Source organism: Labilibaculum manganireducens (assembly GCF_002843385.1).
GTDB classification, from domain to species: Bacteria; Bacteroidota; Bacteroidia; order Bacteroidales; family Marinifilaceae; genus Labilibaculum; species Labilibaculum manganireducens.
On record NZ_MVDE01000009.1, the window covers coordinates 110,866 to 134,541 of the forward strand.

General features: G+C 36.2%; 23 protein-coding genes. 12 read left to right on the forward strand and 11 right to left on the reverse strand.

Translation table 11 applies throughout. The features are described from left to right. Nucleotides 1-64 precede the first annotated feature (64 nt). Nucleotides 65-934 (forward strand): class I SAM-dependent methyltransferase, encoded by an 870-nt coding sequence (locus BZG01_RS08000; RefSeq protein ID WP_101309306.1) that lies wholly within the window; start codon nt 65-67, stop codon nt 932-934. 70 nt (nt 935-1,004) lie between these two features. On the opposite strand, the gene BZG01_RS08005 is transcribed toward BZG01_RS08000, so the two are convergent. The 6 genes from BZG01_RS08005 to gldF form a co-directional block, all read right to left on the reverse strand. Continuing rightward, complete coding sequence (locus BZG01_RS08005) at nt 1,005-2,801, reverse strand: AMP-dependent synthetase/ligase (RefSeq protein WP_101309355.1); 1,797 nt, start codon at nt 2,799-2,801, stop codon at nt 1,005-1,007. Nucleotides 2,802-3,034: 233 nt separating this feature from the next. Continuing rightward, nucleotides 3,035-3,646: a fumarylacetoacetate hydrolase family protein gene (locus BZG01_RS08010; protein WP_101309307.1), complete on the reverse strand. Its 612-nt coding sequence runs from the start codon at nt 3,644-3,646 to the stop codon at nt 3,035-3,037. Nucleotides 3,647-3,656: 10 nt separating this feature from the next. Beyond that, a complete protein-coding gene (locus BZG01_RS08015; protein WP_101309308.1) occupies nt 3,657-4,424 on the reverse strand; it encodes a 3'-5' exonuclease in 768 nt (255 codons plus the stop codon). Nucleotides 4,425-4,523: 99 nt separating this feature from the next. Further along, a complete protein-coding gene (dnaN, locus tag BZG01_RS08020) occupies nt 4,524-5,654 on the reverse strand; it encodes a DNA polymerase III subunit beta (protein WP_101309356.1) in 1,131 nt (376 codons plus the stop codon). Nucleotides 5,655-5,954: 300 nt separating this feature from the next. Next, complete coding sequence (gene gldG / locus BZG01_RS08025; RefSeq protein WP_143470859.1) at nt 5,955-7,667, reverse strand: gliding motility-associated ABC transporter substrate-binding protein GldG; 1,713 nt, start codon at nt 7,665-7,667, stop codon at nt 5,955-5,957. Nucleotides 7,668-7,679: 12 nt separating this feature from the next. Further along, nucleotides 7,680-8,411 carry a gliding motility-associated ABC transporter permease subunit GldF gene (gldF, locus tag BZG01_RS08030; RefSeq protein WP_101309310.1) on the reverse strand — a complete coding sequence of 244 codons (732 nt, stop codon included), beginning with the start codon at nt 8,409-8,411 and terminating at the stop codon, nt 7,680-7,682. Between the two features lie 196 nt (nt 8,412-8,607). On the opposite strand from gldF, the gene BZG01_RS08035 reads away from it, so the two are divergent. Together BZG01_RS08035 and BZG01_RS08040 are read left to right on the forward strand one after the other, a co-directional pair. Further along, entirely contained in the window at nt 8,608-9,717 is a 1,110-nt protein-coding gene (locus tag BZG01_RS08035) for an acyloxyacyl hydrolase (RefSeq protein ID WP_101309311.1), read from the forward strand. Further along, nucleotides 9,707-10,450: a GIN domain-containing protein gene (locus BZG01_RS08040; RefSeq protein ID WP_143470860.1), complete on the forward strand. Its 744-nt coding sequence runs from the start codon at nt 9,707-9,709 to the stop codon at nt 10,448-10,450. The genes BZG01_RS08035 and BZG01_RS08040 overlap by 11 nt, the downstream gene beginning before the upstream one ends. A gap of 23 nt (nt 10,451-10,473) precedes the next feature. Here the strand turns inward: BZG01_RS08040 and lpxB are convergent, their stop codons facing one another. The 3 genes from lpxB to surE form a co-directional block, all read right to left on the reverse strand. Then, nucleotides 10,474-11,601, reverse strand: coding sequence for a lipid-A-disaccharide synthase (lpxB, locus tag BZG01_RS08045; protein ID WP_101309313.1), 1,128 nt, complete (start codon nt 11,599-11,601; stop codon nt 10,474-10,476). 255 nt (nt 11,602-11,856) lie between these two features. Further along, entirely contained in the window at nt 11,857-12,156 is a 300-nt protein-coding gene (locus BZG01_RS08050; RefSeq protein ID WP_101309314.1) for a hypothetical protein, read from the reverse strand. Then, nucleotides 12,140-12,922: a 5'/3'-nucleotidase SurE gene (gene surE / locus BZG01_RS08055; RefSeq protein ID WP_101309315.1), complete on the reverse strand. Its 783-nt coding sequence runs from the start codon at nt 12,920-12,922 to the stop codon at nt 12,140-12,142. Before surE ends, BZG01_RS08050 begins: the two co-directional genes overlap by 17 nt. Before the next feature lie 426 nt (nt 12,923-13,348). Between surE and pheT the strand changes: the two genes are divergently transcribed. Together pheT and BZG01_RS08065 are read left to right on the forward strand one after the other, a co-directional pair. Beyond that, nucleotides 13,349-15,799 carry a phenylalanine--tRNA ligase subunit beta gene (gene pheT / locus BZG01_RS08060; RefSeq protein ID WP_101309316.1) on the forward strand — a complete coding sequence of 817 codons (2,451 nt, stop codon included), beginning with the start codon at nt 13,349-13,351 and terminating at the stop codon, nt 15,797-15,799. A gap of 216 nt (nt 15,800-16,015) precedes the next feature. Beyond that, nucleotides 16,016-16,561, forward strand: coding sequence for a DUF4395 domain-containing protein (locus BZG01_RS08065; protein ID WP_101309317.1), 546 nt, complete (start codon nt 16,016-16,018; stop codon nt 16,559-16,561). Nucleotides 16,562-16,641: 80 nt separating this feature from the next. Here the strand turns inward: BZG01_RS08065 and BZG01_RS08070 are convergent, their stop codons facing one another. Then, on the reverse strand, nt 16,642-17,301 hold the full coding sequence (locus BZG01_RS08070; protein WP_101309318.1) for a PQLLE family protein: 660 nt from the start codon (nt 17,299-17,301) through the stop codon (nt 16,642-16,644). Between the two features lie 614 nt (nt 17,302-17,915). Between BZG01_RS08070 and BZG01_RS08075 the strand changes: the two genes are divergently transcribed. The 7 genes from BZG01_RS08075 (at nt 17,916) to BZG01_RS08105 (ending at nt 22,387) form a co-directional block, all read left to right on the forward strand. Then, entirely contained in the window at nt 17,916-18,674 is a 759-nt protein-coding gene (locus BZG01_RS08075; RefSeq protein WP_101309319.1) for a hypothetical protein, read from the forward strand. Between the two features lie 270 nt (nt 18,675-18,944). Next, a complete protein-coding gene (locus BZG01_RS08080; RefSeq protein WP_101309320.1) occupies nt 18,945-19,241 on the forward strand; it encodes an ArsR/SmtB family transcription factor in 297 nt (98 codons plus the stop codon). A 93-nt stretch (nt 19,242-19,334) separates the two neighbouring features. After that, nucleotides 19,335-19,571, forward strand: a complete 237-nt coding sequence (locus BZG01_RS08085; RefSeq protein WP_101309321.1) for a thioredoxin family protein — start codon at nt 19,335-19,337, stop codon at nt 19,569-19,571. A gap of 11 nt (nt 19,572-19,582) precedes the next feature. Then, nucleotides 19,583-20,050, forward strand: a complete 468-nt coding sequence (locus BZG01_RS08090; RefSeq protein WP_101309322.1) for a nitrophenyl compound nitroreductase subunit ArsF family protein — start codon at nt 19,583-19,585, stop codon at nt 20,048-20,050. A gap of 109 nt (nt 20,051-20,159) precedes the next feature. After that, the gene (locus BZG01_RS08095; protein WP_101309323.1) at nt 20,160-20,864 is read left to right on the forward strand and encodes an aromatic aminobenezylarsenical efflux permease ArsG family transporter; all 705 of its coding nucleotides are present in this window, start codon (nt 20,160-20,162) and stop codon (nt 20,862-20,864) included. Between the two features lie 15 nt (nt 20,865-20,879). After that, nucleotides 20,880-21,917 (forward strand): permease, encoded by a 1,038-nt coding sequence (locus BZG01_RS08100; RefSeq protein WP_101309324.1) that lies wholly within the window; start codon nt 20,880-20,882, stop codon nt 21,915-21,917. Nucleotides 21,918-21,961: 44 nt separating this feature from the next. After that, the gene (locus BZG01_RS08105; protein ID WP_101309325.1) at nt 21,962-22,387 is read left to right on the forward strand and encodes a thiol-disulfide oxidoreductase DCC family protein; all 426 of its coding nucleotides are present in this window, start codon (nt 21,962-21,964) and stop codon (nt 22,385-22,387) included. Nucleotides 22,388-22,560: 173 nt separating this feature from the next. Here BZG01_RS08105 and BZG01_RS08110 read toward each other — a convergent pair whose 3' ends face one another. Continuing rightward, nucleotides 22,561-23,655, reverse strand: coding sequence for a 6-phosphofructokinase (locus BZG01_RS08110; RefSeq protein ID WP_101309326.1), 1,095 nt, complete (start codon nt 23,653-23,655; stop codon nt 22,561-22,563). Between the last annotated feature and the right edge of the window lie 21 nt (nt 23,656-23,676).

Below are 23,676 nucleotides of genomic sequence, written 5' to 3' on the forward strand. Positions count from 1 at the left end.
TAGTATTTCAGGAATTAAAAGAGTAAAATTGCAACAAAATCAGTAATATATTTTTTAGAAAACTATGACTTTAATTTCACCTAAGGGATTGCTCGACTTCTCCCTTCTTGAAAAAATTACCAAAAAGCCTAAATTGTTTGCAAAAGACGATGGGAATTTTTGGCAAGACCCGTACGTTTCAGAGCATCTGCTAAATGCTCATCTTGACGATGAATCGGATCAGGGTTCCAGAAAATATCAGGACATACTGCAATCTGTACTTTGGCTGAGCGAATACCTGAAACTTCCGGAAGACAGTAAATTACTTGATTTGGGCTGTGGTCCCGGTTTGTACAGCGAAAATTTCTATGGTCAGGGTTTTGCTGTAACTGGAATTGATTTCTCGCAGAGTTCTATTGATTATGCCAAAGAGCAAGCTGAAGAATTTAACTATCGTATTAAATACATCTGCAAGGACTATATGGAAATGGATTACAAAGAAGAATTCGATGTAATCACTCTCATTTACGGCGATTTATGCGTGTTATCTCATGATGACAGAACCTTACTTCTGCAAAAAGTAAAAAAAGCGTTAAAACCCAGAGGTTACTTGATTTTTGATGTATTCACAAAGCATTATTTCGAGAATGAAGAACCAGACCAATCGTGGTACATTAGCAAAGAAGACGGATTTTGGAGTGAGGAAGAGCACCTTTTGTTACAATCTCATTACAAATACAAGAAAGATAAGGTTAGACTGGATAAATACACGCTGATTTTAAAAAACGGCGAAATCCGGACTCATAATATATGGAAACATTATTTTTCGTTGGAACGAGCTGTCTCTACGATAAAAGAAAGCGGATTTAGTGTGAAAGACTATTGGTCGGATCTTCAAGGAAAACCTTTCGAGGAAAACAGTCCATGGATTGGATTTGTTGCACAAAAAACGTGATGTGCAAAACAAAAAAACTCCGTCAGAAAATTAATTCTGCCGGAGTTTACTAAATAAACTGGTGGGTTTATTATTCTTTATACATCTTATCAATAAGATGTTTGTATTTTTCCTGAATAACTTTTCTTTTCAATTTTAAAGTTGAAGTTATCTCGCCAGCCTCGATCGAAAACTCTTTCGGTAAAAGAGTAAATTTTTTAATCTTCTCGAAACGCGAAAATTCTTTTTGCATTTCCTCAAAACGTTTTTCGAAAAACTCTATTATTTGAGAATTACCCAATAACTCTTCAATGGTTTCAAAACCAATATTATTCTGTATTGCATATTTTTGGAGAGGTTCCATTGCCGGAACTGCCAAAGCCGTTACATACTGCCTGCAATCACCAATTACAGCTATTTGCTCAATAAACTGATCGTTAACCAAGGTTTTTTCCAACTTTTGAGGAGCAACATATTTTCCTCCCGAAGTTTTCATCAAATCTTTAATCCGATCGGTGATGGTTACAGCACCATTTTCATCAATTCTACCTGCATCACCAGTACAAAACCAACCATCCTTTATTACTTCAGCAGTAGCTTCAGGTTTCTTGTAATATCCCCGCATAACACCGGGTCCTTTCACTAAAATTTCATCGTTATCACCAATTTTAATCTCAGTTCCAACAATTATACGCCCTGTTGTGTTAAAATCTATGTACTTATCACCGTACAAACATACAGTTGCCATGGTTTCGGTTAAGCCATATCCCATTTTTACATTTAAACCAGTGGCATGAAAATATTCAATAATATTTGAATCTAACGGAGCTCCGCCACAAGGCATAAAATTTATTCTGCCACCAAATATATCACGAAGTTTACTCAGTACTAATTGATCAGCAAGCTTATGCCTGAAATTCAAACCAGCAGGAACTTTCTTCTCAAACAGGAGGTATTCATTATAATATTTACCGCCAATTTTAATCGCCCAATTCATTAAAGATCTCTTTACAGCTGAAGCACCTTTACTTTTTTCCTGAATGGCCGCATAAATTTTCTCGTAAATTCGGGGAACCGTACACATTAGGGTAGGTTTCACTTCTTTCATCGCATCACCAATCTTTTTAGGATCAAGATTGAAATAAATTTCTATTCCACGATGAAAACAGAAGAAACACCAAATTCGTTCATAAACATGGCTTAAAGGCAAAAAACTAAGAGAAACATCTTTATCAGATACATTCAATTCCTTATCATGTGAGACCAGTACACTTGAAATATTGTTGTGATCGATCATTACTCCCTTTGGTTCTCCTGTTGTTCCCGAAGTATATATCAGAGTAGCAAGATCATCTAATTCTGCTCTTCCAAACCGTTCTTCAAAAGCAGCACCATTCATAGCATTCTTTCCATAAATCAAGAACTCATCCCAATGCATTGATCTTTCAAAATCGGACAATACAATATCCTTATCAAAAGCAACAATCATTTTAACATGAGGAACTGTCTTAATTAATTCCACTGCGCGATCATACTGCTCTTGTTCTCCAACAAAAATAACCTGCGTTTCAGAATCTTCAATGATATATTTTGCTTCTGCTGTTGAATTCGTTGGATAGATTGGAACAGTTACACCCCGCACACACATAATCGCCAAATCGGCTGTAATCCACTCCGGCATATTTTGTGAGAATATAGCAACCATTTGCTTTTCCTCAACACCTATTTTTATCAGCGCTTTTGATATTTGCCGAATTTCCAATCCAAATTCAGTCCAGGTTACACCAACCCATTCCCCACTTTTTTCATCCTTATAGTGCATAGCAATTCGATCTGAATATTTTTCAATACGATCTCGAATTAATTTGCCCCAATGTTGATATTCCATAAAAGTCATTTAGTTGTGATATTAGCGCAAAGATAGTGATGTTTCCTTACTATTAAAAGGTTTTCGAAAGCAAAGCCAATAAGCTAAAGTGTTAAATATCATAGAAATAGAACATCTCTCAAACAAAACATCATCAAAGTAGTTACCTCTCAACAGGTTATAAAAAAACGACCGTAAACATAAGTGTTTCGGTCGTTCCATATATTAAATAAAGAAATAATACAGTATTTTACTTAGCGAATGCTAAAATCCATCATCTTCTCCCCTTCCAGTTTAGCAATCAGATGATCGCCGATTTTAACCGGCCCTACACCTTCCGGTGTTCCTGTATAAATCAGATCTCCGATTTTCAGCGTGAAATATTGTGACAAATACGAGATCAGATAATCAATTGAAAAAATCATATTTGAAGTATTACCTGTCTGCACCCGATTTCCATTTATATCCAAATGAAAATTCAACTGATTAACATCCCTGAACTTATCTTTCGATATAAATTTACTGATTGGTGCAGCACCATCAAATGCCTTTGCTTTTTCCCATGGCAAGCCTTTCTTTTTACATTCAGCTTGAATATCCCGGGCGGTAAAATCAATGCCCAAACCGATTTCATCGTAATACCTGTGAGCAAATTCCAAAGGTATGTTCTTACCTACTCTACAAATTTTCACCACCACTTCCACCTCATGGTGAATGTCTTTTGAAAAGTCAGGATAGTAAAAATCATTATTGTTTTTTAGAAGTGCAGAGTCGGGCATTGAAAACACCACAGGCTCTTCAGGAACCGGATTATTAAGCTCCTTAGCATGATTTTCGTAATTTCTTCCTATTGCTAAAATTTTCATCAATAATCTATTACTTATTAAACCCTCTCAATTTAATCTCTGTAAGCACTTTTTTGGTGTACAATGGAAAATCACTGTTCATCACCCAACCATAATAACCAGGTTGATCAGCCAATACTTTTTCTACAGCCACACCTTTATTTTTTCCAAAATTAAATGTTTCAATCCCATTTTCATCCTTGATAATAAAACCGGCGAAATCAACATTATTATTCTGAGATGAATACTTAGACAAATAATCGATATCATTTTCAAGATTGTCGTACTTGTCTAACTGTGATTTTAAAACTTCATACGTCGCCTTTGTATCTGCCTCGGCACCATGAGCACCTTCTAGTTCTTTATTGCAATAAAACCTATAGGCTGCAACAAGTGTGCGCTGTTCCATTTTATGAAAAATAGTCTGCACATCCACAAACTTTCTTTTTTTCATGTCAAAATCAATATCCGCACGTAAGAACTCCTCTGCCAGTAAAGGGAAATCAAATCGGTTGGAATTATATCCGGCCAAATCGCACCCTTCCAAATATTTTGCAATAGTTTTACCTACTTCTTTAAACAATGGTTCGTTTTTAACATCCTCATCAGTTATGCCATGAATAGCACTTGACTGAGCCGGAATTGGCATTCCCGGATTTACCCGAAAGGTCTTCACCTCTTCACCACCATTAGGATTCACTTTTACAATACACATTTCTACAATACGATCTTTCGCAACATTAATTCCTGTTGTTTCAAGGTCGATAAAGGCAATTGGATTCTTTAAATTCAAATTCATGATATTCTTATGAAATTTAGCTTGTGACAAAAATATAAAACCCAACAGAACTTTACGTTCTGCTGGGTTATTTTATTTCGTAATCATATAAATCTTTGCTTACGCATTAATCATCATTGGCATTAACAACATCAACACATCCTCGTCGGCATTATCATTGTCGTAAGGCAGGAAAATACCTGCTCTTGTTGGATCAGATAATTCGACCATAACATTTGAGGACGAAATATTAGACAAAATCTCTAACAAAAATACCGATTTAAATCCGATTTCCAGATCCTGTCCTTCATACTGGCATTGTAATCTTTCTCTTGCTGATATTGAAAAATCAATATCCTGAGCAGAAACAACCAGTTCATTTGCTTTCAATTCAAATTTAATTAGGTTACTTGCCGGATTTGAAAATACAGAAACCCGTCTTAATGTATTATATAGTTCAACCCTGTCGATCGTTAATTTATTAGGATTGGTTTTAGGAATAACCGAGTTGTAACTTGGATAGTTTCCTTCAACCAAACGACAAATCAACTTATAATTCGACAAAGTAAAAAAGGCATTTTTCTCATCAAACTCTACGCGAACAGGATTCGTTTCTTTCGGAAGAATATTACGCAACAGCGATGCTGGTTTCTTTGGTAAAATAAACGATGATTCAACCTCTGATCTTCCGTCCAGTCTTTTGTAACGAACTAATTTATGAGCATCCGAAGCTACAAAAGTAAGGTCGTTATTTCCCAATTCTACAAAAATCCCGTTCATCACCGGACGAAGTTCATCATCAGCCGTTGCAAACAATGTTTTATTGATACCAGTTAACAGAACTGAACCTTCAACCGAAATATTCACCAAATTGGTTTCCTGTTTTACAGGAAGTTTTGGGAAATCTTCTCCGTTCTGTCCTACAATACTAAACACCCCGTTTTCGGAAGTAATTTTTACTGCCAAAGAAGTCAGATCGATATCGAATGTAAGTGGTTGCTCTGGAAATTCTTTTAAAGTATCAGTCAAAATTTTAGCTGGAAAAGCAATTACCCCTTCGCCTACCGAAGTCTCTAATGGAATTGTAGTAATTAAGGTAGATTCTAAATCCGAAGCAGTAGCTACCAATTTATCATTTTTTAATTCAAACAAAAAATTGTCGAGAATAGGTAAGGTATTCTTACTACTAATAACACGACTAATTGCCTGTAAATGACTTAACAATTCTGTACTTGATACTACAAATTTCATTTGCATAATATTTTAAAATTAACCAAAAATTCAAAATCAGTAACCCTTACACTGGAAATATTCAATTGTGGCAAAGGGCAAATAATAAGTGGTGAATATACAAATTTATTAAGGAATCCTGACAATCTTCATTCAAAAAACAAAGCTGGTTCCAGTAAATAAAATCACTATTTGATTGAATGGATGTTATTTACCATTATTACTCTTTATTGCACCACAATAAAAATCATAAAAAAATAAAACTCAGAATAAAAGAAGACCTTCTTAAACTTTATTTTAGTGGCGGCAAAAATAGTATTTCTAAGCAATATTTGAGTCAACCGATGACGCAAATTTTCGTTTTCTGATATAGAAACGAACAAGCCCAAAAACAAGAAGTAGAATTAAAGGCAGCAACAAATTCACAACCTGCCAAAACAATCTTTCCGATCTAATTTTGGTTTTGTTCAGCATTCTTAATTTCACCTCGCGCGACCGCAATTCCATCCACCCATTATCATCACACAAATAATCAACACAATTAAGCAGAAAGCTCCTGTTGCCATATGTTGATTTACTATATCTATCGTATCCCAGAGCTTCAATCTGGCGATTATTCCCCACTCCTCTTACTCTGTTCTTAATTACATCACCATCCGATATTATAATCATTTTAGTTGGAACACTTTCCGTTTTAAAATCATTTTTATTGATTCCTTTCCAGATTCTATTCTGAAAAACAGATGGAAATACCCCTTCTAATAAAACCGCAATATTTTTTGAGCCGGCAGGAAAATCGGCAGCCTCCATTTTTTGATTTACAATATTCAGGCTAATTGGCTTAGGAACTTTTTCAAGTCTTGTATATTCTGAACTGGCCAATAAAACCTGTTTTTTTATCTGTTTATTATCGCCTACAAAATCAATCGAGTTTGCAAACTCAGCTTTTATCACATTTAATTTTCGTGTAATTGGATGAGAATCGGGAGCTGCCAAAAGTGGTGAGTAATACCATGGTGCCGGTGTAAACTTGGCTGGCTGACCAGGCAAAGCTGTCTGCACAGGAATCAGCTGACTCTGAACATCCATCACCAAATCAGGATTAATTCTTACACCATATTTAAACAATTGGTCTTCCATATTTAACGGCTGAAAAAAGGCCATTGTACTCTCCTTAGTCACCAAACTATCCATCGAAGCAATCACCTCATCAACCAGCCACATCACACGTCCGCCATTCATCACGTACTGATCGATCTGATATTTATCTTCTTCGGAAAACTCCTTACGCGGCTGCGCAATTACCAAGGCTGAATACCGATTTTTTTGAATATTTAAAGACTGAGCATGAATTCTTTTTACTTCATAACGCTGCAGAAGAGAAGCTGTAAAATCAGCAACTTCATACTCTCCCAATTCGCCATGTCCGGTAAGAAATGCTATTTCTTTTGGCTTATTATTCTGAAGCATCCTAATTGCCGAGGTCAGTTCAAACTCCAACTCTTCAATGGAATGATTTAAATTTTGGTCGGATGATAAACCAGCCACACTTTTTAATAAATGAACACTTGTCTCCTTCTCTCTGTCATGAACAATAATTCCCGGAACCACCAACTTCTGATTTAAGCTGCCATCAGTGGTTTTCTCCTGCAGATTAATTGGTTTCAAGCCTCTACTCACCAATTGATCAAGAAATTCTTTTCGCTTTTTCGGATTAGAAACATCATTAGGATTGATCAAAGAATACGATATATTAACATTGGAGCAGGACGAAAATTCATCAATCATTTCCAAACAGGCCTTTTGCAGTTTTGTGAATCCGTAGGGTAAATCTCCCGAGAGATATACTTCAAAATACAAGTCCTTCTCTAAATGAGACACCAACTCTTTTGTATTATCCGATAAAGAATATCGTTTTTCGGAAGTCAAATCCAAACGGAAAAAATACACTTGTAAAACTTGAATAACAATTACTAAAGCCAACAGCGATATCAGTAATTGAAAAAGGTCTTTTAATTTTCTATTTTGTACCATATCTAAATTCAATTACCATTTTCTACTCTTAAGAACTGTCCGTGTCAGCAAAAGAAAAGCCACTATAATCCCTATAAAATACAGCAGGTCCCGGGAATCAACAATTCCTCTTGAAATGGATCTGTAATGTTCATTAATTCCCATCGAAACAATCAGGTTTTGCAAGTATTGCATGCTGTTAATCTCACCTATATAATCGAAACCAATAAAGAAAATGAAACAAAACACCAAAGCCAATAAGAAAGCAACAATCTGATTATCTGTTAATGAACTGGCAAACACACCTATCGAAACATAAACTCCTGCCAATAAGAACAGACCAATAAAAGATCCCCAAAATGCTCCGGAATCAATACTCCCAACAGGACTGCCCAAATAATAAATGGAGTAGTAGTAAACCAGACAAAACAATAGAGAAAATGTAACAACAGCAAGACCTGCAAAATATTTTGCCAACACAACTCCCATATCGGATATTGGACGAGTCATTAAAAGTTCAATTGTACCCTGCTTTTTCTCTTCTGCGAAAAATCGCATGCATACTGCCGGTATCAAAAACAAATAAATCCAGGGTGCCATTTCAAAAAGAACATCCAAATTCGCATATCCTGAGTCCAAAGGATTTGAATTGCCTGGAAAAACCCAAACAAATAATCCTGTTGCAATTAAAAATATGGAGAGAATTAAGTACCCTGAAATTGAGCTGAAAAAAGTCCTGATTTCCTTGCTAAGCAGTGGCAACATATATTTAAGTTCTGGTTAAAATTCTTATTCTACAAATTTGCAAAATTATTCCAGTTGAAAAAAACTCTTTGCGAAATCAATTTAACTTACATAAATTTGATCCGTGATTACAAAATTCAATTGAAAACGATACTTTTTCAGATAAATTCTAAGTTAACATTTTAACAATGAGCTTTGATGAAATCAATACCATAAAATGAAAAACTACTTTCTCCTTTTTATATTTTTTGTTTTCTGTAAAAGTGCATTTACTCAAGGAAAGAACAATAAGGACATATTCACAACTACTATTCGATATCATTACGGAGTGGTTATGCCTCATCATAAATCCATCAGCTATTTAATAAATGATCAAATTTCTGCCGTAGAATTAAATATGGGTTACATACCATCGAATGAAAAAAACTGGGCTAAGTTGTACAAACAACCTGAAATTGGCCTTGGATTGTATCATGGCAGTTTGGGCAACGATAAGGTACTGGGAAATGTAACCGCTATTTTTCCATACATAAACTTCCCCCTATCACGAAGTAATAAATGGGAAATTAACGCACAATTGGGCATTGGGCTTGGTTATACAAAAAAACACTTCGATCCGGTTAGAAACTACACAAACCTGGCCATCGGAACCAAATTCAATGCTTTTTTTAAATTAATTGCTCAGGGAAGTTATTCAATCAATTCTAAATGGGGAATTAATGCGGGACTTGGATTCAATCACATTTCAAATGGTTCAATTAGTGCTCCCAACAAAGGACTAAATATTTTAACAAGTAATTTTGGGGTAAAGTACTATTGGAATGAAAAAAGCAGAAAATCATTCACCCCGGCAGTAAGAGAAGAGAAATTACCTAATGAATTTATATTGATTTATGGCAATGGAATTAAGCAGGCTTCGGAGAAAGATCATCATAAATATTACACATCCAGCGTAACAGGGAATTATTCTTTCGGAATTAATGCAAAACAAAAAATAGGCTTTGGAATTGATTTATTTTACAATAAAGCAGCCAACAGAGGAAAATGGGATTTTGAACCTGAGACGGACTTTGAAAATCGTTTTAGTCAAGCAATTTTTATTTCTCATGATCTTGTTATAGAGAAATTTAGTATTATTGCCAACATTGGCGTTTACACCTATTATAAAACTGAGCCTGAGAAACCTGTTTATACGCGACTTGGCATTCGCTACAGACTTAATAAGCATTTAGTAACCAGTTTGAGTTTAAAAGCACATATGGGAAAAGCCGATTATATAGAATGGGGAATCGGGTATCGAATCAAAAGAGATAAAAGTGAAAAATAAAATTTACATATTCGTTTTATTACTTCTCACACTAACATCTTGTGAAACTCTGAATCCTTTTGAAAATGAAGGAGAGTACATGGTAAAAAGGATTGATCTGCCTGAGATTTCCAGTATTAAAAATCTCAACACATTCAAAATAACATTAGTGAAAGATGAAGAAGAATTTCTTCTGTTAAAAGGTGGTAAGAACATTATTTCAAAAGCGTCTGTTGTTATAAGCGATCAAAACCTTACTATTAATCATTCTCATAAAAACAATCTTAAAATTTTTGATTTAATCGAAGCTGAAATTCATTTAAAAGAACTCAAACTAATTACAGCAGATGCTCCGGCTTCTTTTTCCAGCAAAGGAGTATTAAGTGGAAATCGATTGGATATCGACATCACTTCAGAAAGTGAATTGATAGAAATGAAGCTGGATTTAAAGTATGATTTCCTCGATTTTCATTCTTTTGGAACGGCAGCAGGAGGATATGAATTTAAAGGCATTTGCCCAACTTCAAATTATGTATTGAACGGCATTATCAACATTAAAGCTTCTGAGTTACAAAGCAAGAAAGTAAATCTGGCACAAAATGGAATAGGCGAAGCGCATGTTTGGGCCGAAAATGAACTAAACGTAACCGTTTACAGCAGCGGAGATATTTATTACACTGGAAATCCGGACATTGAAATTAGTAGAGTTCAGGTAAACAACCAAAGTCCAACCGCAAAGATATTGCCGGAATAGCATGCTGCAATTTGTCAGCTTTTCTACCGCTGCAAATCTTCGTAAATCATTTTAGCAAAGCGTGCAGATGCTCCTGCACCACCTAATTTTTCGTTTAACAGCTGATAATCGTAGAGCATTTGAATGCGGTACTCTTTATCGAAAAGAATTTGATTTAGTTCCTGAGTAATCATCTCTTTATTGCAGGTATGCTGAATCAGCTCTTTTACAATTAAGCGATCCATAATTAAATTAACGAGCGAAATGTACTTCACCTTTAAAAGCCGCTTCCCGATTGTAAATAACAGCTTCCCTCCTCCGGTTAAATAACAAACTACCTGAGGAATACGAAGCAATGCCGTTTCCAGAGTTGCAGTGCCCGAAGTAACAACAGCGGCTTTCGCTTGCTGCAGCAAATCATAGGTTTGCCCATAAACAAATTGCACATTTTGATCGCCAACCACAGAAGCATAAAATTCCGCATCAATTGATGGAGCGGCTGCAACTACAAACTGATGATCAGGAAAAGAATCTGCACATTCCAACATTACAGGCAACACCCGCTCAATTTCCTGCTTACGCGATCCGGCAAGTAAAGCAATAATTGGTTTTTCACTCAGTTTGTTTCTTTTAATAAAATCAGGGAAACCTTCCTCTTTATTGTGGCGATTCTCAAGCGCATCCAAAAGTGGATTACCACCAAAACTTACCTCAAAATTGTGCTTCTGATAAAATTCAGTCTCGAAAGGAAAAATGGTAAACATCCTATCTACATAGGCTTTAATCTTCTTCACCCGGGATTCTTTCCAAGCCCAGATTTTAGGCGAAATGTAGTAATGAACACGGAATCCATGCTTTTTGGCAAATTTTGCCATACGCAAATTAAATCCTGGGTAATCAACCAAAATCAAAACATCCGGATTATATTTCAGCAAATCTGTTTCACAAAGAGAAAAATTCGCTTTTATCTTTCCCAGATTCTTCACCACAGTCAAAAAACCCATAAAAGCAGTTTCGCGATAATGCTTTACCAGTTCGCCCCCCTGTGCCAGCATTAAATCACCTCCCCAAAATCGAAATTCAGCTTCCGGATCCTGAATTTTCAATTCTTTCATTAAATTCGATGCGTGAAGATCTCCTGATGCCTCCCCGGTGATGATATAGTATTTCATGTGTTTATAATTTTAAGTTTTTGCCACATGGAACTTACCATTATAATCATTTCCCTGTGTGTTGAACGCTTTCTACATGGACGTTTCATTTTTTTCAGCAATTAGTACAGAGTAAATAGTACTTAGATAATTTACAGCCTTGAGTAGTAATTAAAGATTGTTTATAGTTTTATAATCTGGAGACTGAACAATTTACAAATTCAAGATCCTTCACAAAACTAATTACTAAAAACAAGTTACTAACTACTCCCCTTGTTACATTCCAAAACGGAACACCATGATCGCCAGAGAATATAATATTGTTGCCAGCAACACTCCTCTTGCTGCCTTCAACAGATCTGTTTTTATAAAAAGGAAAAAGAAAACAATGTTCCCAAAATACACTCCAAGTGCCATTACCTTTGTGTAAATTTTATGAACCAGCAAACTGTCGATAAACGTCTCTAAGCTCATCTCGGCTTTAAATCTGACAGCAAAGACAAGAAAAATTGAGAGAATAGGAACCAAAATCCCAATAATCAATCCCAAAGGAGTTGAATTAATCCTGGACTTCATAATTCCATTTTTTTAAATTCTCTAATAAATCGTGTGCTGTCATATCAATTTGAGTTGGAACCACCGATGCATATCCATTTTTAATGGCCCACTCATCGGTTTCCTCATTATGAGGTTCTGCATTCTTAAAATGTCCGGTCAACCAGTAATAATCTCCTCCAAAAGGATCTTGTCTGTGATCAAATTCCTCATTCCATCTGCCGGCAGCCTGTCGGCACACACGAATGCCTTTGATCTCGTCTTTAGGGAAATTCACATTCAAACAAACACCGGTTGATAAGCCATGCTGCAACAAATTAGCGAATATTTTACGGCCATACTTTACTGATTGGGTAAAATCAGCATCAGCATCAAATACATTCAATGAAAATCCAATGGATGGAATTCCATTGATGCAGCCTTCGATAGCAGCGCCCATTGTGCCGGAATATAAAACACTTACCGATGTATTTGCGCCATGATTAATCCCTGAAACCAGAAAATCCGGTTTTCCTGGTAATATCTTATTCAATGCGAGCTTAACACAATCAACAGGTGTTCCTTTACAACTGTAAATATGAAGATTCTCTTCATCCCGAACCTTTTTAATTCGAATAGGAACCTCAACAGTTATGGAATTCGATTTACCGGAATTTGTTCGGTTTGGCGCTACCACATAAATATCTCCAAAATCTTTAACCATAGCAACCAAAGCCTTTATCCCTTTGGCATTAAGTCCATCGTCATTCGTTACAAGTATGATTGGTTTCTCTTTAGCTTCGCTCATAATTCTGTTTTGATAATTCTACAAATATATTCGAAATAGGGGCAATAATCAATTTCCTGGAACGATAAATATTTTAACCACAAAGGAAACGCGAAGGATTTCACAAAGAAACACAAAGAAGGTGTCAAATGTCTCAACTTATAAAAAGAAGAACCACAGAGGCACTGAGGAAAAACTTCATAAACCCCGGTGTGCTCAGTGTTTAGTTTTCTGTTAGATTTAAACTCCTTTATTCTTGGAGTTACCTGGTGCTGTACTTTTCTCTTTGTGCGTAATTCATTTTCTTAAAGCTTGCCAATTTTAAGCTTCTATCCTGCTTGTTACTTGAAGGTAAAATTTCTACTTTTGTAAGCTTGCAGAATAAGGTGAAGCAAATGCATCACTTTATCCATAATTTTGAAAACTATCTGATAAAATACACATACAATGAAGGTATCGTACAAATGGCTTAAAGATTACATTGATATTGATCTTACGCCTGCTGAAATGGATGACATTCTAACTCAAATTGGTTTGGAAGTTGGTGGAATCGAAAAAATCCAATCCATTAAAGGTGGCTTGGAAGGTTTGGTTATAGGTGAAGTGAAAACTTGTATTCCCCATCCAAATTCGGATCATTTGAGCATAACAAGTGTTGATGTGAATGGCGAAGAATTATTACCAATTGTTTGTGGTGCATCCAACGTGGCAGCCGGACAAAAAGTGGTGGTAGCTACTGTTGGTACTGTTTTGTATGATGGAGACGAAAGCTTTACCATTAAAAAATCGAAGATAAGAGGCGAGGTTTCATTGGGTATGATTTGCGCCGAAGACGAAATTGGTGTTGGCACAGGTCACGAGGGAATTATGGTTCTTCCTGCCGAAGCGGTTGTTGGTACTCCTGCCGCTAAATATTTCAATGTGGAAGATGATATTGCCATAGAAATCGATTTGACTCCTAACCGAATTGACGGCGCATCTCACATTGGTGTTGCCAGAGATTTGGCTGCTTATTTAAAGCAACAAAAAGCAATAGAATATAAAATGCCTTCGGTTGAAGCTTTTAAAGTTGAAAACAACAGTACTCCAATTGAAGTTGTGGTTCAAAACCCCGAAGCTTGTCACCGTTATTCAGGTGTTTGTGTAAACGGTATTACCATAGCAGAATCGCCGGAGTGGCTGCAAAACCGTTTGAAAGCAATTGGCTTAAAACCAATTAACAACGTAGTGGATATCACCAATTTCGTATTGTTTGAAACAGGTCAGCCATTGCATGCTTTCGATTACTCGAAAATTGCAGGGAATAAAGTAATTGTAAAAACACTGGCTGGTGGAGCGCAATTCACAACTCTTGACGAAACAAAAAGGGAATTGAACGAAAACGACCTGATGATTTGCAACGCTGAAGAGCCAATGTGTATCGCAGGTGTATTCGGAGGATTAGAATCGGGTGTTAGCGCATCAACTACTTCTGTATTTCTTGAAAGTGCTTATTTCGATTCAGTATCTGTTCGTAAAACGGCCCGCCGTTATGGTTTAAATACCGATGCATCTTTCCGTTTTGAACGTGGAACTGATCCTAACAATACCATTTATGCTATGAAACGTGCAGCTCTTTTAATTAAAGAGATTGCAGGTGGCAGCATTTCATCAGAAGTGATTGATATTTATCCAAACCCGGTTGCCGATTTTAAAGTTGAGGTAAGCGTTGATCGTATTGAGCGTTTAATCGGTAAGAAAATTGGAAAGGAAACGATCAAAAACATTTTAACAGCTCTTGAAATCGGTATCGAAAAAGAAGATGGTGATACTTTGAACCTGTTGGTTCCTCCGTACCGTGTGGATGTAAAACGTGAAGCCGATATTGTAGAAGAAGTATTGCGTATTTATGGTTTCAACAATGTTGAAGTTCCCGGTAAGGTAAATGCATCATTAAGCTATGCTCCAAAACCAGACGAGCACAAACTAAGAAATACCATTGCTGATCTGTTATCGTATTCTGGTTTCAACGAGATCATGAACAACTCGCTGACCAAAGCATCTTACTACGATAACCTGGAAAGCTTGAAACCAGAGAATACCGTTCGTATTTTCAACCCGCTTAGTTCCGATTTAAATGCGATGCGTCAGAGTCTCCTTTTTGGTGGACTGGAATGTATTGCTTACAATATCAACCGCCGAAATTCAGATTTAAAATTCTATGAGTTTGGTAAATCGTACCAGCACTTTAAGAATGAAGAAAACGAAAACCCGGTTGACAACTATTTCGAAAAAGAGCACCTGAGTGTTTTCATGTGTGGAAACAAAACAGCTGCAAACTGGAATTTAAAAGAAGAACCTACAAACTTCTTCCACATAAAGGCATTTACTGAAAATGTACTGAAACGTTTCGGATTCAAGATTGATAAATTAAGAATTAACGAAACCGAAAACGACCAGTTTACCGAAGGCTTAAGCTACGGAGTTAAGAAAAAAGTATTGGTTGAAGTTGGAATGGTAAGCGGTAAAATTCTAAAAGCAATGGACATTGATGTTCCTGTTTACTATGCAGATTTCGATTGGGAAACTTTAATTGGAGAGGCAACTAAAAACAAAGTTGCTTACACCGAGATTCCTAAATACCCTGCTGTTAAAAGAGATTTGGCTTTACTGATTGACAAGGCAACCAGCTTTGCTGAAATTAAAACCATCGCTTTTAACTGTGAAAAGAGCATGCTGAAATCTGTTTCTCTGTTTGATATTTACGAAGGTGAAAAACTGGGTGCAGATAAAAAATCGTACGCAGTAAGTTTCATTCTTCAGGACACTGAAAAAACATTGGAAGACAAGCAGATTGATAAGATTATGCAGAAACTGATTAAGAGCTACGAAAAACAATTGGGAGCTCAGATTAGATAAGCTGACACAAAAAATTCTACAGAGCCGGTTTCCTTTTGGGAGCCGGCTTTTTTTATTCCATGAATGAATAATAATCTGGAACATTCATTCCTATTTCTAAGATAAATCCAGAGGCAATTGAAAAACCTACTTTAACATTTGCTTAACTATTTACATTTAATACCTACAGGTATTTTTATTATTTTGCCAATCGATTATAAATAAAAATACAAGAAGATGTCAATAGTGAGTTTTGGAGAATATGTAGACGGAATTAGCTACAAAGTTTTAAACGAAAGAGAAGTTCGTGCAAGCGCAGGAATAATGTTCATTATGGGCTTGGTGGCTGTTGTTGCCGGAGTATTTTTTCAAAATTATGCGCCAATCCCTTACGTATCGGGATTTATGATGCTAAGCTTCCTAATAAGCGTGTTCATTAATCCAAAATACGCTCCTTCGAATATAATAGCCCGGTTAATCGTGATCAAACAAGAACCAATATACATTGGTGCTGTGCAAAAAAGATTTGCATGGAGCTTAGGATTGGCCATTTCATCGGTCGTATTCTTTTTATCAATTCCTTTGCAAAGCGATCCCACAATTTTCGAATCGGTTTGCATGCTTTGCCTGCTCTGCATGCTTTTAATGTTTGTTGAAACCGCATTTGGTATTTGTGTTGGCTGCCAGCTTTATTTTCTGGCCGTTAAACTGAAATTGATGAAACAACCTGAAGTAAGACCAAACTGCATGGGCAATTCCTGCGAAGTGCAAACTGCTGAATAAATACAAATTAAACGATGAGTGCAAGCCGGTTTCCTTTGAAGGAAACCGGCTTTTTATAATAGGAAATTTAAAGATAATCCTTAGCTCTTAACTAGTACGCCCAACACTTCGAGACGTTGTGGATTGTCGTAAAGTGCAATTTCAGCCAATATATCGAAATTATCCATCCATTCGCTAAGTTCATGAAGGGCTGTATTTTTAGATACAGTAGTATCCTGAGACTCTCCCTTTTCCTTATCGAAATCGGCACGAAGAGTAAGCAGGTGATCCAATTCTGAAAGCTGGGAAGATGCAACTTCGGGAGTAATCTTAATTACTGCCATTTTATTTTGCACTTCAGGAATAGTTATTATGCTGGTATAATACAATTTCACACTATCGAAAAATTTATTGTAGACAACCGGAAAACGCCCTTTTAAACCTAACAGAATTTGCATATCGGGATCTTTCCTGAAAAGTATCAGACTTAAATGGCGATGCCTCTTAAATTTCATTTCTAATTCGTTATACGCCTTATGGTAAACATTCGATGCCAATTTGGTTTCCGACACCTCCATTTTATTACGCTCCCAAGCTTCTTTGGCACGATTAAACATCTGCCAGCCTTCGGCAATAAAAGTTTCATTTACACCGTATTCAATTAAAGCAGCCTTTATTTCAGAATGCGATTCGGCGTTAGTTAGCGCAATACGAACTCGTTCAAAAAACTTAGATTCGGATCTTGATGGACTTAACCACATAATTTTCGTTCTTTAAATTAATAATATTATTTACGTTCACTTTTAAAGAATACTTAAATTACCTATTAAGAATGATAAAATAAAATTTTCACGGAACATAAATTTAATTTTATCACAAAACACACTGTTTCTGATACTTTCGTTATGGTAAAGTATCTCTGCAATGAACAGAATTGATTGATTTGACAGGAAAATTAATTCAAATGATGGAAAGATACATTCGGAAGCGGTAAAATTGACAAGTAAGGCAGGGAAATAGCCTGGCACGACGGAAACATGCCTATGTAAACAGTAAAACAGACTGATCTGATGGGAAAATTGGTTAAGCGGGTGTCGAAATGGGCAAATCTGATGGAAACATAGCCCATTTACCAGGAAGATGCCTCCTGCAACGGGAATACTGCCCTGCGAGGCGGAAACAGGCATTAATTATTAGTTACACAATGTAATGCTCAAATAATATTGACAGGATGTTAAGTATTATTCTTAATTTGGGGTTTTATTTTTATATAATTTCTCAATGAACAACAAATCGGTCATATATCATAAACAAAGGACAATACCCTCTCCGATATTTTGTACATTATTTAAAATTTCTCCAAACACAAATCCCTATGCCAGACAAAAGATCCGAAATATTAGAAAAAGCACCACTTCATTACGCCCCAACAAATGAATTTGGCGTCGTTTATCTTTTTGCGTCTATTGCACCTAAATTCAGAATAAGAGTAGAAGAAATTCGCGCTGCTTTCCCTGATTGTATCGCTTATCAGAAAACAGGAAATGGCGAAAAAAAAATTCGAATAGAATTTGAATTTAAATCCCGAAATTTTAAAACACACAAACACTCACCGGAAGCATGTGACTGGATTGTCTGTTGGGAAGATAATTGGCCAGACTGCCCAGATAATCTAAGAATAATTGAATTAAAGCACTACTTTGGATTTGGAACTAAAATATGGATTCAACCAGTCATCTCTGACCAAACTCAAGGCCTAAATAAAAACAAATTGACTTGGGGACTTTCTGCCAATTCTTCTATTGGAGATTTATTATTAATCTATAGGGCTTCACCCACAAAAGCAATCACTGATATTTTTGTAAGAACAGGCGAATTAGTTAAAGAGAAAGCTTCATGGAGAAAAGGGACTTCCTACTTTGCCGAAATAAAAAGGGTTTGCAAATTAGAAAGCCCTGTTTTTTGGGAAGATTTAAGGAAAGACAAATTTATTAAAACAGCTTATTTTGTTCGAAACAACATGCAGGGAAATATAGATGCAACAGAATATTGGCACTTTATTTATGAAAAAATAATAAAGCGAAATCCGGAAATTAATAAGATACTTGAAAGATATTCACCTGAAAAATTATAAAAATAACTGCTGTTTTACATCGGCATAAATTTAAATGCCTCAGCATAAATAAGAGATGCAAGTAAACCTATGGAGTTGCATTGTTAAAATTCCTGACAGAATAAAATATTTCGCCCCACTGGAGTTTTACTGTATGCTAATCATTTTCTACATATTATAGTACTGTGACAAAAAAAAACAACAGATAAACATTAATTTCTCCCATCAAAATTTTTCTCTTTTAAAATTTCCCTTTACCTTCGTTTCGTAATTTTACGAAATACGAAACAAATGGAAGTAAAAGAGTTCTATTCTACTGAAGAAAAACAATTGGCCCGATTTGCCAAAGCCTTGTCGCACCCGGTGCGCATTTATATCTGCGATTTACTTTCAAAACAAACCTGCTGTTACAGCGGCGATTTGGCAGAGGAAGTTCCCATTGCCAGATCAACCCTTTCTCAGCATTTAAAAGAACTAAAAAATGCAGGTTTAATTCAGGGCGAAATTACCCCTCCTAAAATTAAATACTGCCTGAACAAGGAAAATTGGGCTATGGCTCAAAAATTATTTACAGAATTTTTCAAGTAACAGATGTGAGATACCAGATATGAGATTTCAGACTCCATCTCCTCTCCCGCTCTCGTCAAAGCAAATTACTATTATCACAAACAAAACATTATTATGGAAATTAAAGTATTAGGTCCTGGCTGTAAAAAATGCGGCACATTAGCCGAAGCAGCCAAAAAAGCAGTAGAAGAACTTGCAATTGATGCAAACATCACGAAAGTGGATGATATGGTAAAGATTCTATCTTATGGTGTGATGTCAACTCCGGCTCTTGTTATCAACGAAAAAGTGGTAGTGAGCGGAAAAGTCCCTTCAGTATCTGAAATCAAAGAATTTATTCAAAACGCATAAACATTTCTAAAATGAAAAACCTGGCATTATATAGTCTACTGGCAATTGGTATCAGCTTTGCTTCTTGTCAATCGAATACAAAAAAAGAAACTGCAAAAGCAGAAACTAAAGTTGCCTGCACAAATGATTGCAGTAAATGTGAAAAATCTGCAGAAAGTAAATTAACCGCGCAAAACGTTGAAAACGCAGGTATCTATTATTTTCATGGCGACAGAAAATGCAAAACGTGTAAAGCTGTAGGCGAAAAAGCAAAGGAGATTGCAGAAAAAATGAATGCAAAATTCTTCGATATTAATCTGGATGAAGAAGGAAATGAAGCTTTGGCTAAAGAATTTCAGGCATCGGGCTCTTCCCTTTTCATTAAGCACAGCAAATCAGGTGAAATTGAAAACTTAACCAATTTTGCATTCCGTACTGCTATTAACGACACCAAAGCTTACGTCGAAAAACTGGAATCTACTTTAAAAGCCGATATGTAATTTCGATTCAATATCGACTTGATTGAAGAAATATTGATGACACACGGCAATATAAATTGTGATGTGATTAAGATATATTGCCGTTTTTATTTTCAGAAACAATTGCAAAATGGAATATTTAGATCAACTTTTATCCCAAAGCAACTTACCCGTTCTTTCAGCATTCCTGCTTGGCCTTATGACTGCAATTAGTCCATGTCCTTTGGCCACAAATATTACTGCAACTGCATATATCAGTAAGGATTTGGGGAACAGGAAAAAGATTTTTATCAGCGGTCTGATTTACACACTGGGCAGAGCCGTTAGCTATACTGTTTTGGGCATCATTTTGTATTTTGGGGCCAGTAAATTTAACATATCCTCATTCTTCAACGCCTATGGGGAACGATTATTGGGTCCGATTTTAATTCTGGTTGGAATATTTATGCTCGATATAATTTCGATCAATTTTCCAGGAGTTGGAAAACTAACGAATAAAATTAACGGTGAAAAAATTAAAGGAAGCTACTGGGGAGCATTGCTCTTAGGTATTGTTTTTGCACTGGCGTTCTGCCCTTATAGCGGCATTTTGTACTTCGGAATGTTAATTCCTTTAAGCATTTCTCAACCCGATGGATTGTTTCTCCCAATAGTCTATGCCATTGCAACCGGTCTTCCGGTTATAATAATTGCTTATCTGCTTGCTTTCACACTATCGGGTGTAGGCAGTTTTTACAACAAGGTTAAAAGTTTCGAGTATTGGTTTAGAAAAGTGGCAGCTGTCATTTTCATACTATCCGGTCTCTATTTCACTTACATCTTTTTTATTGCTTAAAGGCTATCAATCACTATGATTAAATCAATACAAATCACAAATAGAAAGCAACTTCTTCTGGCTTTTCTTTTACTTCCCGTATGGTATTTATTGTATGCCAATCTGCAAAATATATCCGATTTTTTAATCGATACCGTTTTTCAGATGCAAAAAGGCACGCACCTTTCAGAAACCTTGCGCTTCTTTATTTTCGAAGTTCCTAAGGTTCTGCTGTTATTAGTCCTCATTATTTTTGGTGTTGGTATTATCAGAAGTTATTTCTCACCTGAAAAAACCCGAAATGCTTTGGCCGGAAAATCCACTTTCATGGGAAATATTCTGGCAGCACTGCTTGGTGTTCTGACTCCTTTCTGTTCTTGTTCTGCAATTCCTTTGTTTTTGGGATTTGTTGAGGCTGGCGTACCCTTAGGAGTTACTTTCAGTTTCCTGATTGCAGCTCCGATGGTAAATGAAATAGCACTCATTATGCTGGGTGGTTTATTTGGATGGAAAACTGCAATTATCTATACTTTAACCGGTTTACTTATTGCAGTATTCGCAGGTTACCTAATAGGTGTTTTAAAACTTGAAAAATATGTACAAGCCTGGGTTTTTGAGGTGAAAACCGGACAAGCAGGAACAGATGAAACCAAAATGAACTTTTCGCATCGTATTAAGGTTGGTTTGGATACAGTTAAAGAAATTGTCGGTAAAATTTGGCTCTACATAGTTATTGGTGTTGCAATTGGCGCGGCTGCACACGGTTACGTTCCTGAAGATTACATGGCTGCATTAATGGGAAAATCAGCATGGTACTCTGTTCCGTTATCAATCCTTATCGGGATTCCCATGTATTCAAATGCTGCAGGCATCATTCCAATTGTGAGCGTTTTAATCGAAAAAGGAGCTTCGCTGGGAACTTCACTTGCCTTTATGATGTCGGTAATTGGTTTGTCCTTACCCGAAATCATTATCCTTAAAAAAGTTTTAAAAATGCCTTTGATACTGGCATTTGTAGGAATAGTTGCTGCAGGAATTCTTTGTGTCGGATTTATTTTTAATTTTATCTATTAAGGGATGAACAATTTGTCTTGCAAACTGTTTTACGAATAGTTAATATGCAACATATCAAATCAGATCGAAATTATTCAAACCCTATCGTACTTTTCGATGGGGTTTGCAATTTATGCACTACTTCCGTTCAATTTTTACTTGCCTGTAACAGAAAAGAAAATCTTCATTTTGCATCCCTTCAGTCTGATTTTGCGAAAGATTTACTGGCTCAATACAAACTTACCAATGAAGAACTTAGCACCATAATCTTCATCGAAAACGAGCAAATTTACACAAAAAGCACTGCTGTTTTAGAACTAACGAAACACTTAATTTATCCTTGGAGAGCATTGTACTTCTTTAAGTTCGTACCAAGAATGATTACCGACTGGGTATACAATCTAATTTCAAGAAACCGATACAATTGGTTTGGTAAAAAAAACCAATGCATGGTTCCAAAACCGGAGTGGAAACATCGGTTTTCTGAGTAATCCCAAATTAACATCAAAACATGGCTGTGCTTTACTTTTTTGCCTCGATACAGCTAAAAATTAATTCATTTTAATTAAAGTCTGTTTTGAAATTAAATTGGTACAATTAAAACTCTTAAAGCATAAAAAAACCGGAATCCATAAGGACTCCGGTTGTATCTTTTGCAAAAGAATTAGTCTCCAAATGCGATACCAACACCTTTAGCTGTTTTAACCAAGTTAGCTTTAGGATCAACAAGGTTTTGTTTTCCGATAGCTTCAGGAAGAGGGACTCCAACAACCTCAGGATGACGATACGCCACCATTTGACCGAATTTTCCTTCCAACACCATCTCGAATGCTTTAACACCAAATTGAGTTGCCAAAACGCGATCGTAAGCCAAAGGAATACCACCACGTTGTAAGTGACCCAATACAGTTGTACGAATATCAGCCTCAACACCTGCTTCTTTCAATTCAACTAACAAACGATCGGCAGCACCACTTAATTTCAAGTTAGGGTTACCTACTTCGGTACTTTGTGCAGCCAAAGCAGCACCACCTTTAGGCATAGCTCCTTCAGCAACAACGATAATACCAAAACCTTTCCCTTTTAGGAAACGAGTATCTAACTTTTCCTTAATTTTTTTAATATCATAAGGAATCTCCGGAATTAAACAAGCTTCTGCACCACCAGCAATAGCAGCACTTAAAGCAATCCATCCCGCATCACGTCCCATAGCTTCCAAAATAAAAACACGGTTATGAGATGCCGCAGTAGTTTTTAACTTATCAACAGCTTCTGTACAAATCTGAACTGCAGTTTGGTAACCGAAAGTAAAATCTGTTGCAGAAAGGTCATTATCAATGGTTTTAGGTACCCCAATAATGTTCAGTCCTTTTTCGTAAAGAGCTTGTGAAATTTTCTGGGAACCATCACCACCAATACTAATTACAGCATCGATTCCCAAATACTGTAATTTGCGAATCATTTCGTCTGAACGATCGGCAGAACCCCAAGAGCCATCTTTATTTTTAACCGGCCAAGCAAATGGACCACCCTTTGTGGTAGTTCCAATTATTGTACCACCTTGGTAGTGGATTCCTTTTACAGCAGCATCATCTAATATTTTTATCTCAGTTGGTTCTTTCAATATTCCATCGAAAGACTGAATACTTCCTACTACTTCCCAATCTTTTTCCTGAGCTGCACGTTTCACAACGGCGCGAATTACAGCATTCAACCCCGGGCAATCACCACCTCCGGTTGCAACTAATACTCTTTTCATAATTGTCAATTTAATATATTT

Excerpts from the sequence above, each read along its gene's own strand:
- BZG01_RS08000 (WP_101309306.1), top strand. The coding sequence starts at position 65 with ATGACTTTAATTTCACCTAAGGGATTGCTCGACTTCTCCCTTCTTGAA.
- BZG01_RS08005 (WP_101309355.1), bottom strand. The coding sequence starts at position 2,801 with ATGGAATATCAACATTGGGGCAAATTAATTCGAGATCGTATTGAAAAA.
- BZG01_RS08010 (WP_101309307.1), bottom strand. The coding sequence starts at position 3,646 with ATGAAAATTTTAGCAATAGGAAGAAATTACGAAAATCATGCTAAGGAG.
- BZG01_RS08015 (WP_101309308.1), bottom strand. The coding sequence starts at position 4,424 with ATGAATTTGAATTTAAAGAATCCAATTGCCTTTATCGACCTTGAAACA.
- dnaN (WP_101309356.1), bottom strand. The coding sequence starts at position 5,654 with ATGAAATTTGTAGTATCAAGTACAGAATTGTTAAGTCATTTACAGGCA.
- gldG (WP_143470859.1), bottom strand. The coding sequence starts at position 7,667 with ATGGTACAAAATAGAAAATTAAAAGACCTTTTTCAATTACTGATATCG.
- gldF (WP_101309310.1), bottom strand. The coding sequence starts at position 8,411 with ATGTTGCCACTGCTTAGCAAGGAAATCAGGACTTTTTTCAGCTCAATT.
- BZG01_RS08035 (WP_101309311.1), top strand. The coding sequence starts at position 8,608 with ATGAAAAACTACTTTCTCCTTTTTATATTTTTTGTTTTCTGTAAAAGT.
- lpxB (WP_101309313.1), bottom strand. The coding sequence starts at position 11,601 with ATGAAATACTATATCATCACCGGGGAGGCATCAGGAGATCTTCACGCA.
- BZG01_RS08050 (WP_101309314.1), bottom strand. The coding sequence starts at position 12,156 with ATGAAGTCCAGGATTAATTCAACTCCTTTGGGATTGATTATTGGGATT.
- surE (WP_101309315.1), bottom strand. The coding sequence starts at position 12,922 with ATGAGCGAAGCTAAAGAGAAACCAATCATACTTGTAACGAATGACGAT.
- pheT (WP_101309316.1), top strand. The coding sequence starts at position 13,349 with ATGAAGGTATCGTACAAATGGCTTAAAGATTACATTGATATTGATCTT.
- BZG01_RS08065 (WP_101309317.1), top strand. The coding sequence starts at position 16,016 with ATGTCAATAGTGAGTTTTGGAGAATATGTAGACGGAATTAGCTACAAA.
- BZG01_RS08070 (WP_101309318.1), bottom strand. The coding sequence starts at position 17,301 with ATGTGGTTAAGTCCATCAAGATCCGAATCTAAGTTTTTTGAACGAGTT.
- BZG01_RS08075 (WP_101309319.1), top strand. The coding sequence starts at position 17,916 with ATGCCAGACAAAAGATCCGAAATATTAGAAAAAGCACCACTTCATTAC.
- BZG01_RS08080 (WP_101309320.1), top strand. The coding sequence starts at position 18,945 with ATGGAAGTAAAAGAGTTCTATTCTACTGAAGAAAAACAATTGGCCCGA.
- BZG01_RS08085 (WP_101309321.1), top strand. The coding sequence starts at position 19,335 with ATGGAAATTAAAGTATTAGGTCCTGGCTGTAAAAAATGCGGCACATTA.
- BZG01_RS08090 (WP_101309322.1), top strand. The coding sequence starts at position 19,583 with ATGAAAAACCTGGCATTATATAGTCTACTGGCAATTGGTATCAGCTTT.
- BZG01_RS08095 (WP_101309323.1), top strand. The coding sequence starts at position 20,160 with ATGGAATATTTAGATCAACTTTTATCCCAAAGCAACTTACCCGTTCTT.
- BZG01_RS08100 (WP_101309324.1), top strand. The coding sequence starts at position 20,880 with ATGATTAAATCAATACAAATCACAAATAGAAAGCAACTTCTTCTGGCT.
- BZG01_RS08105 (WP_101309325.1), top strand. The coding sequence starts at position 21,962 with ATGCAACATATCAAATCAGATCGAAATTATTCAAACCCTATCGTACTT.
- BZG01_RS08110 (WP_101309326.1), bottom strand. The coding sequence starts at position 23,655 with ATGAAAAGAGTATTAGTTGCAACCGGAGGTGGTGATTGCCCGGGGTTG.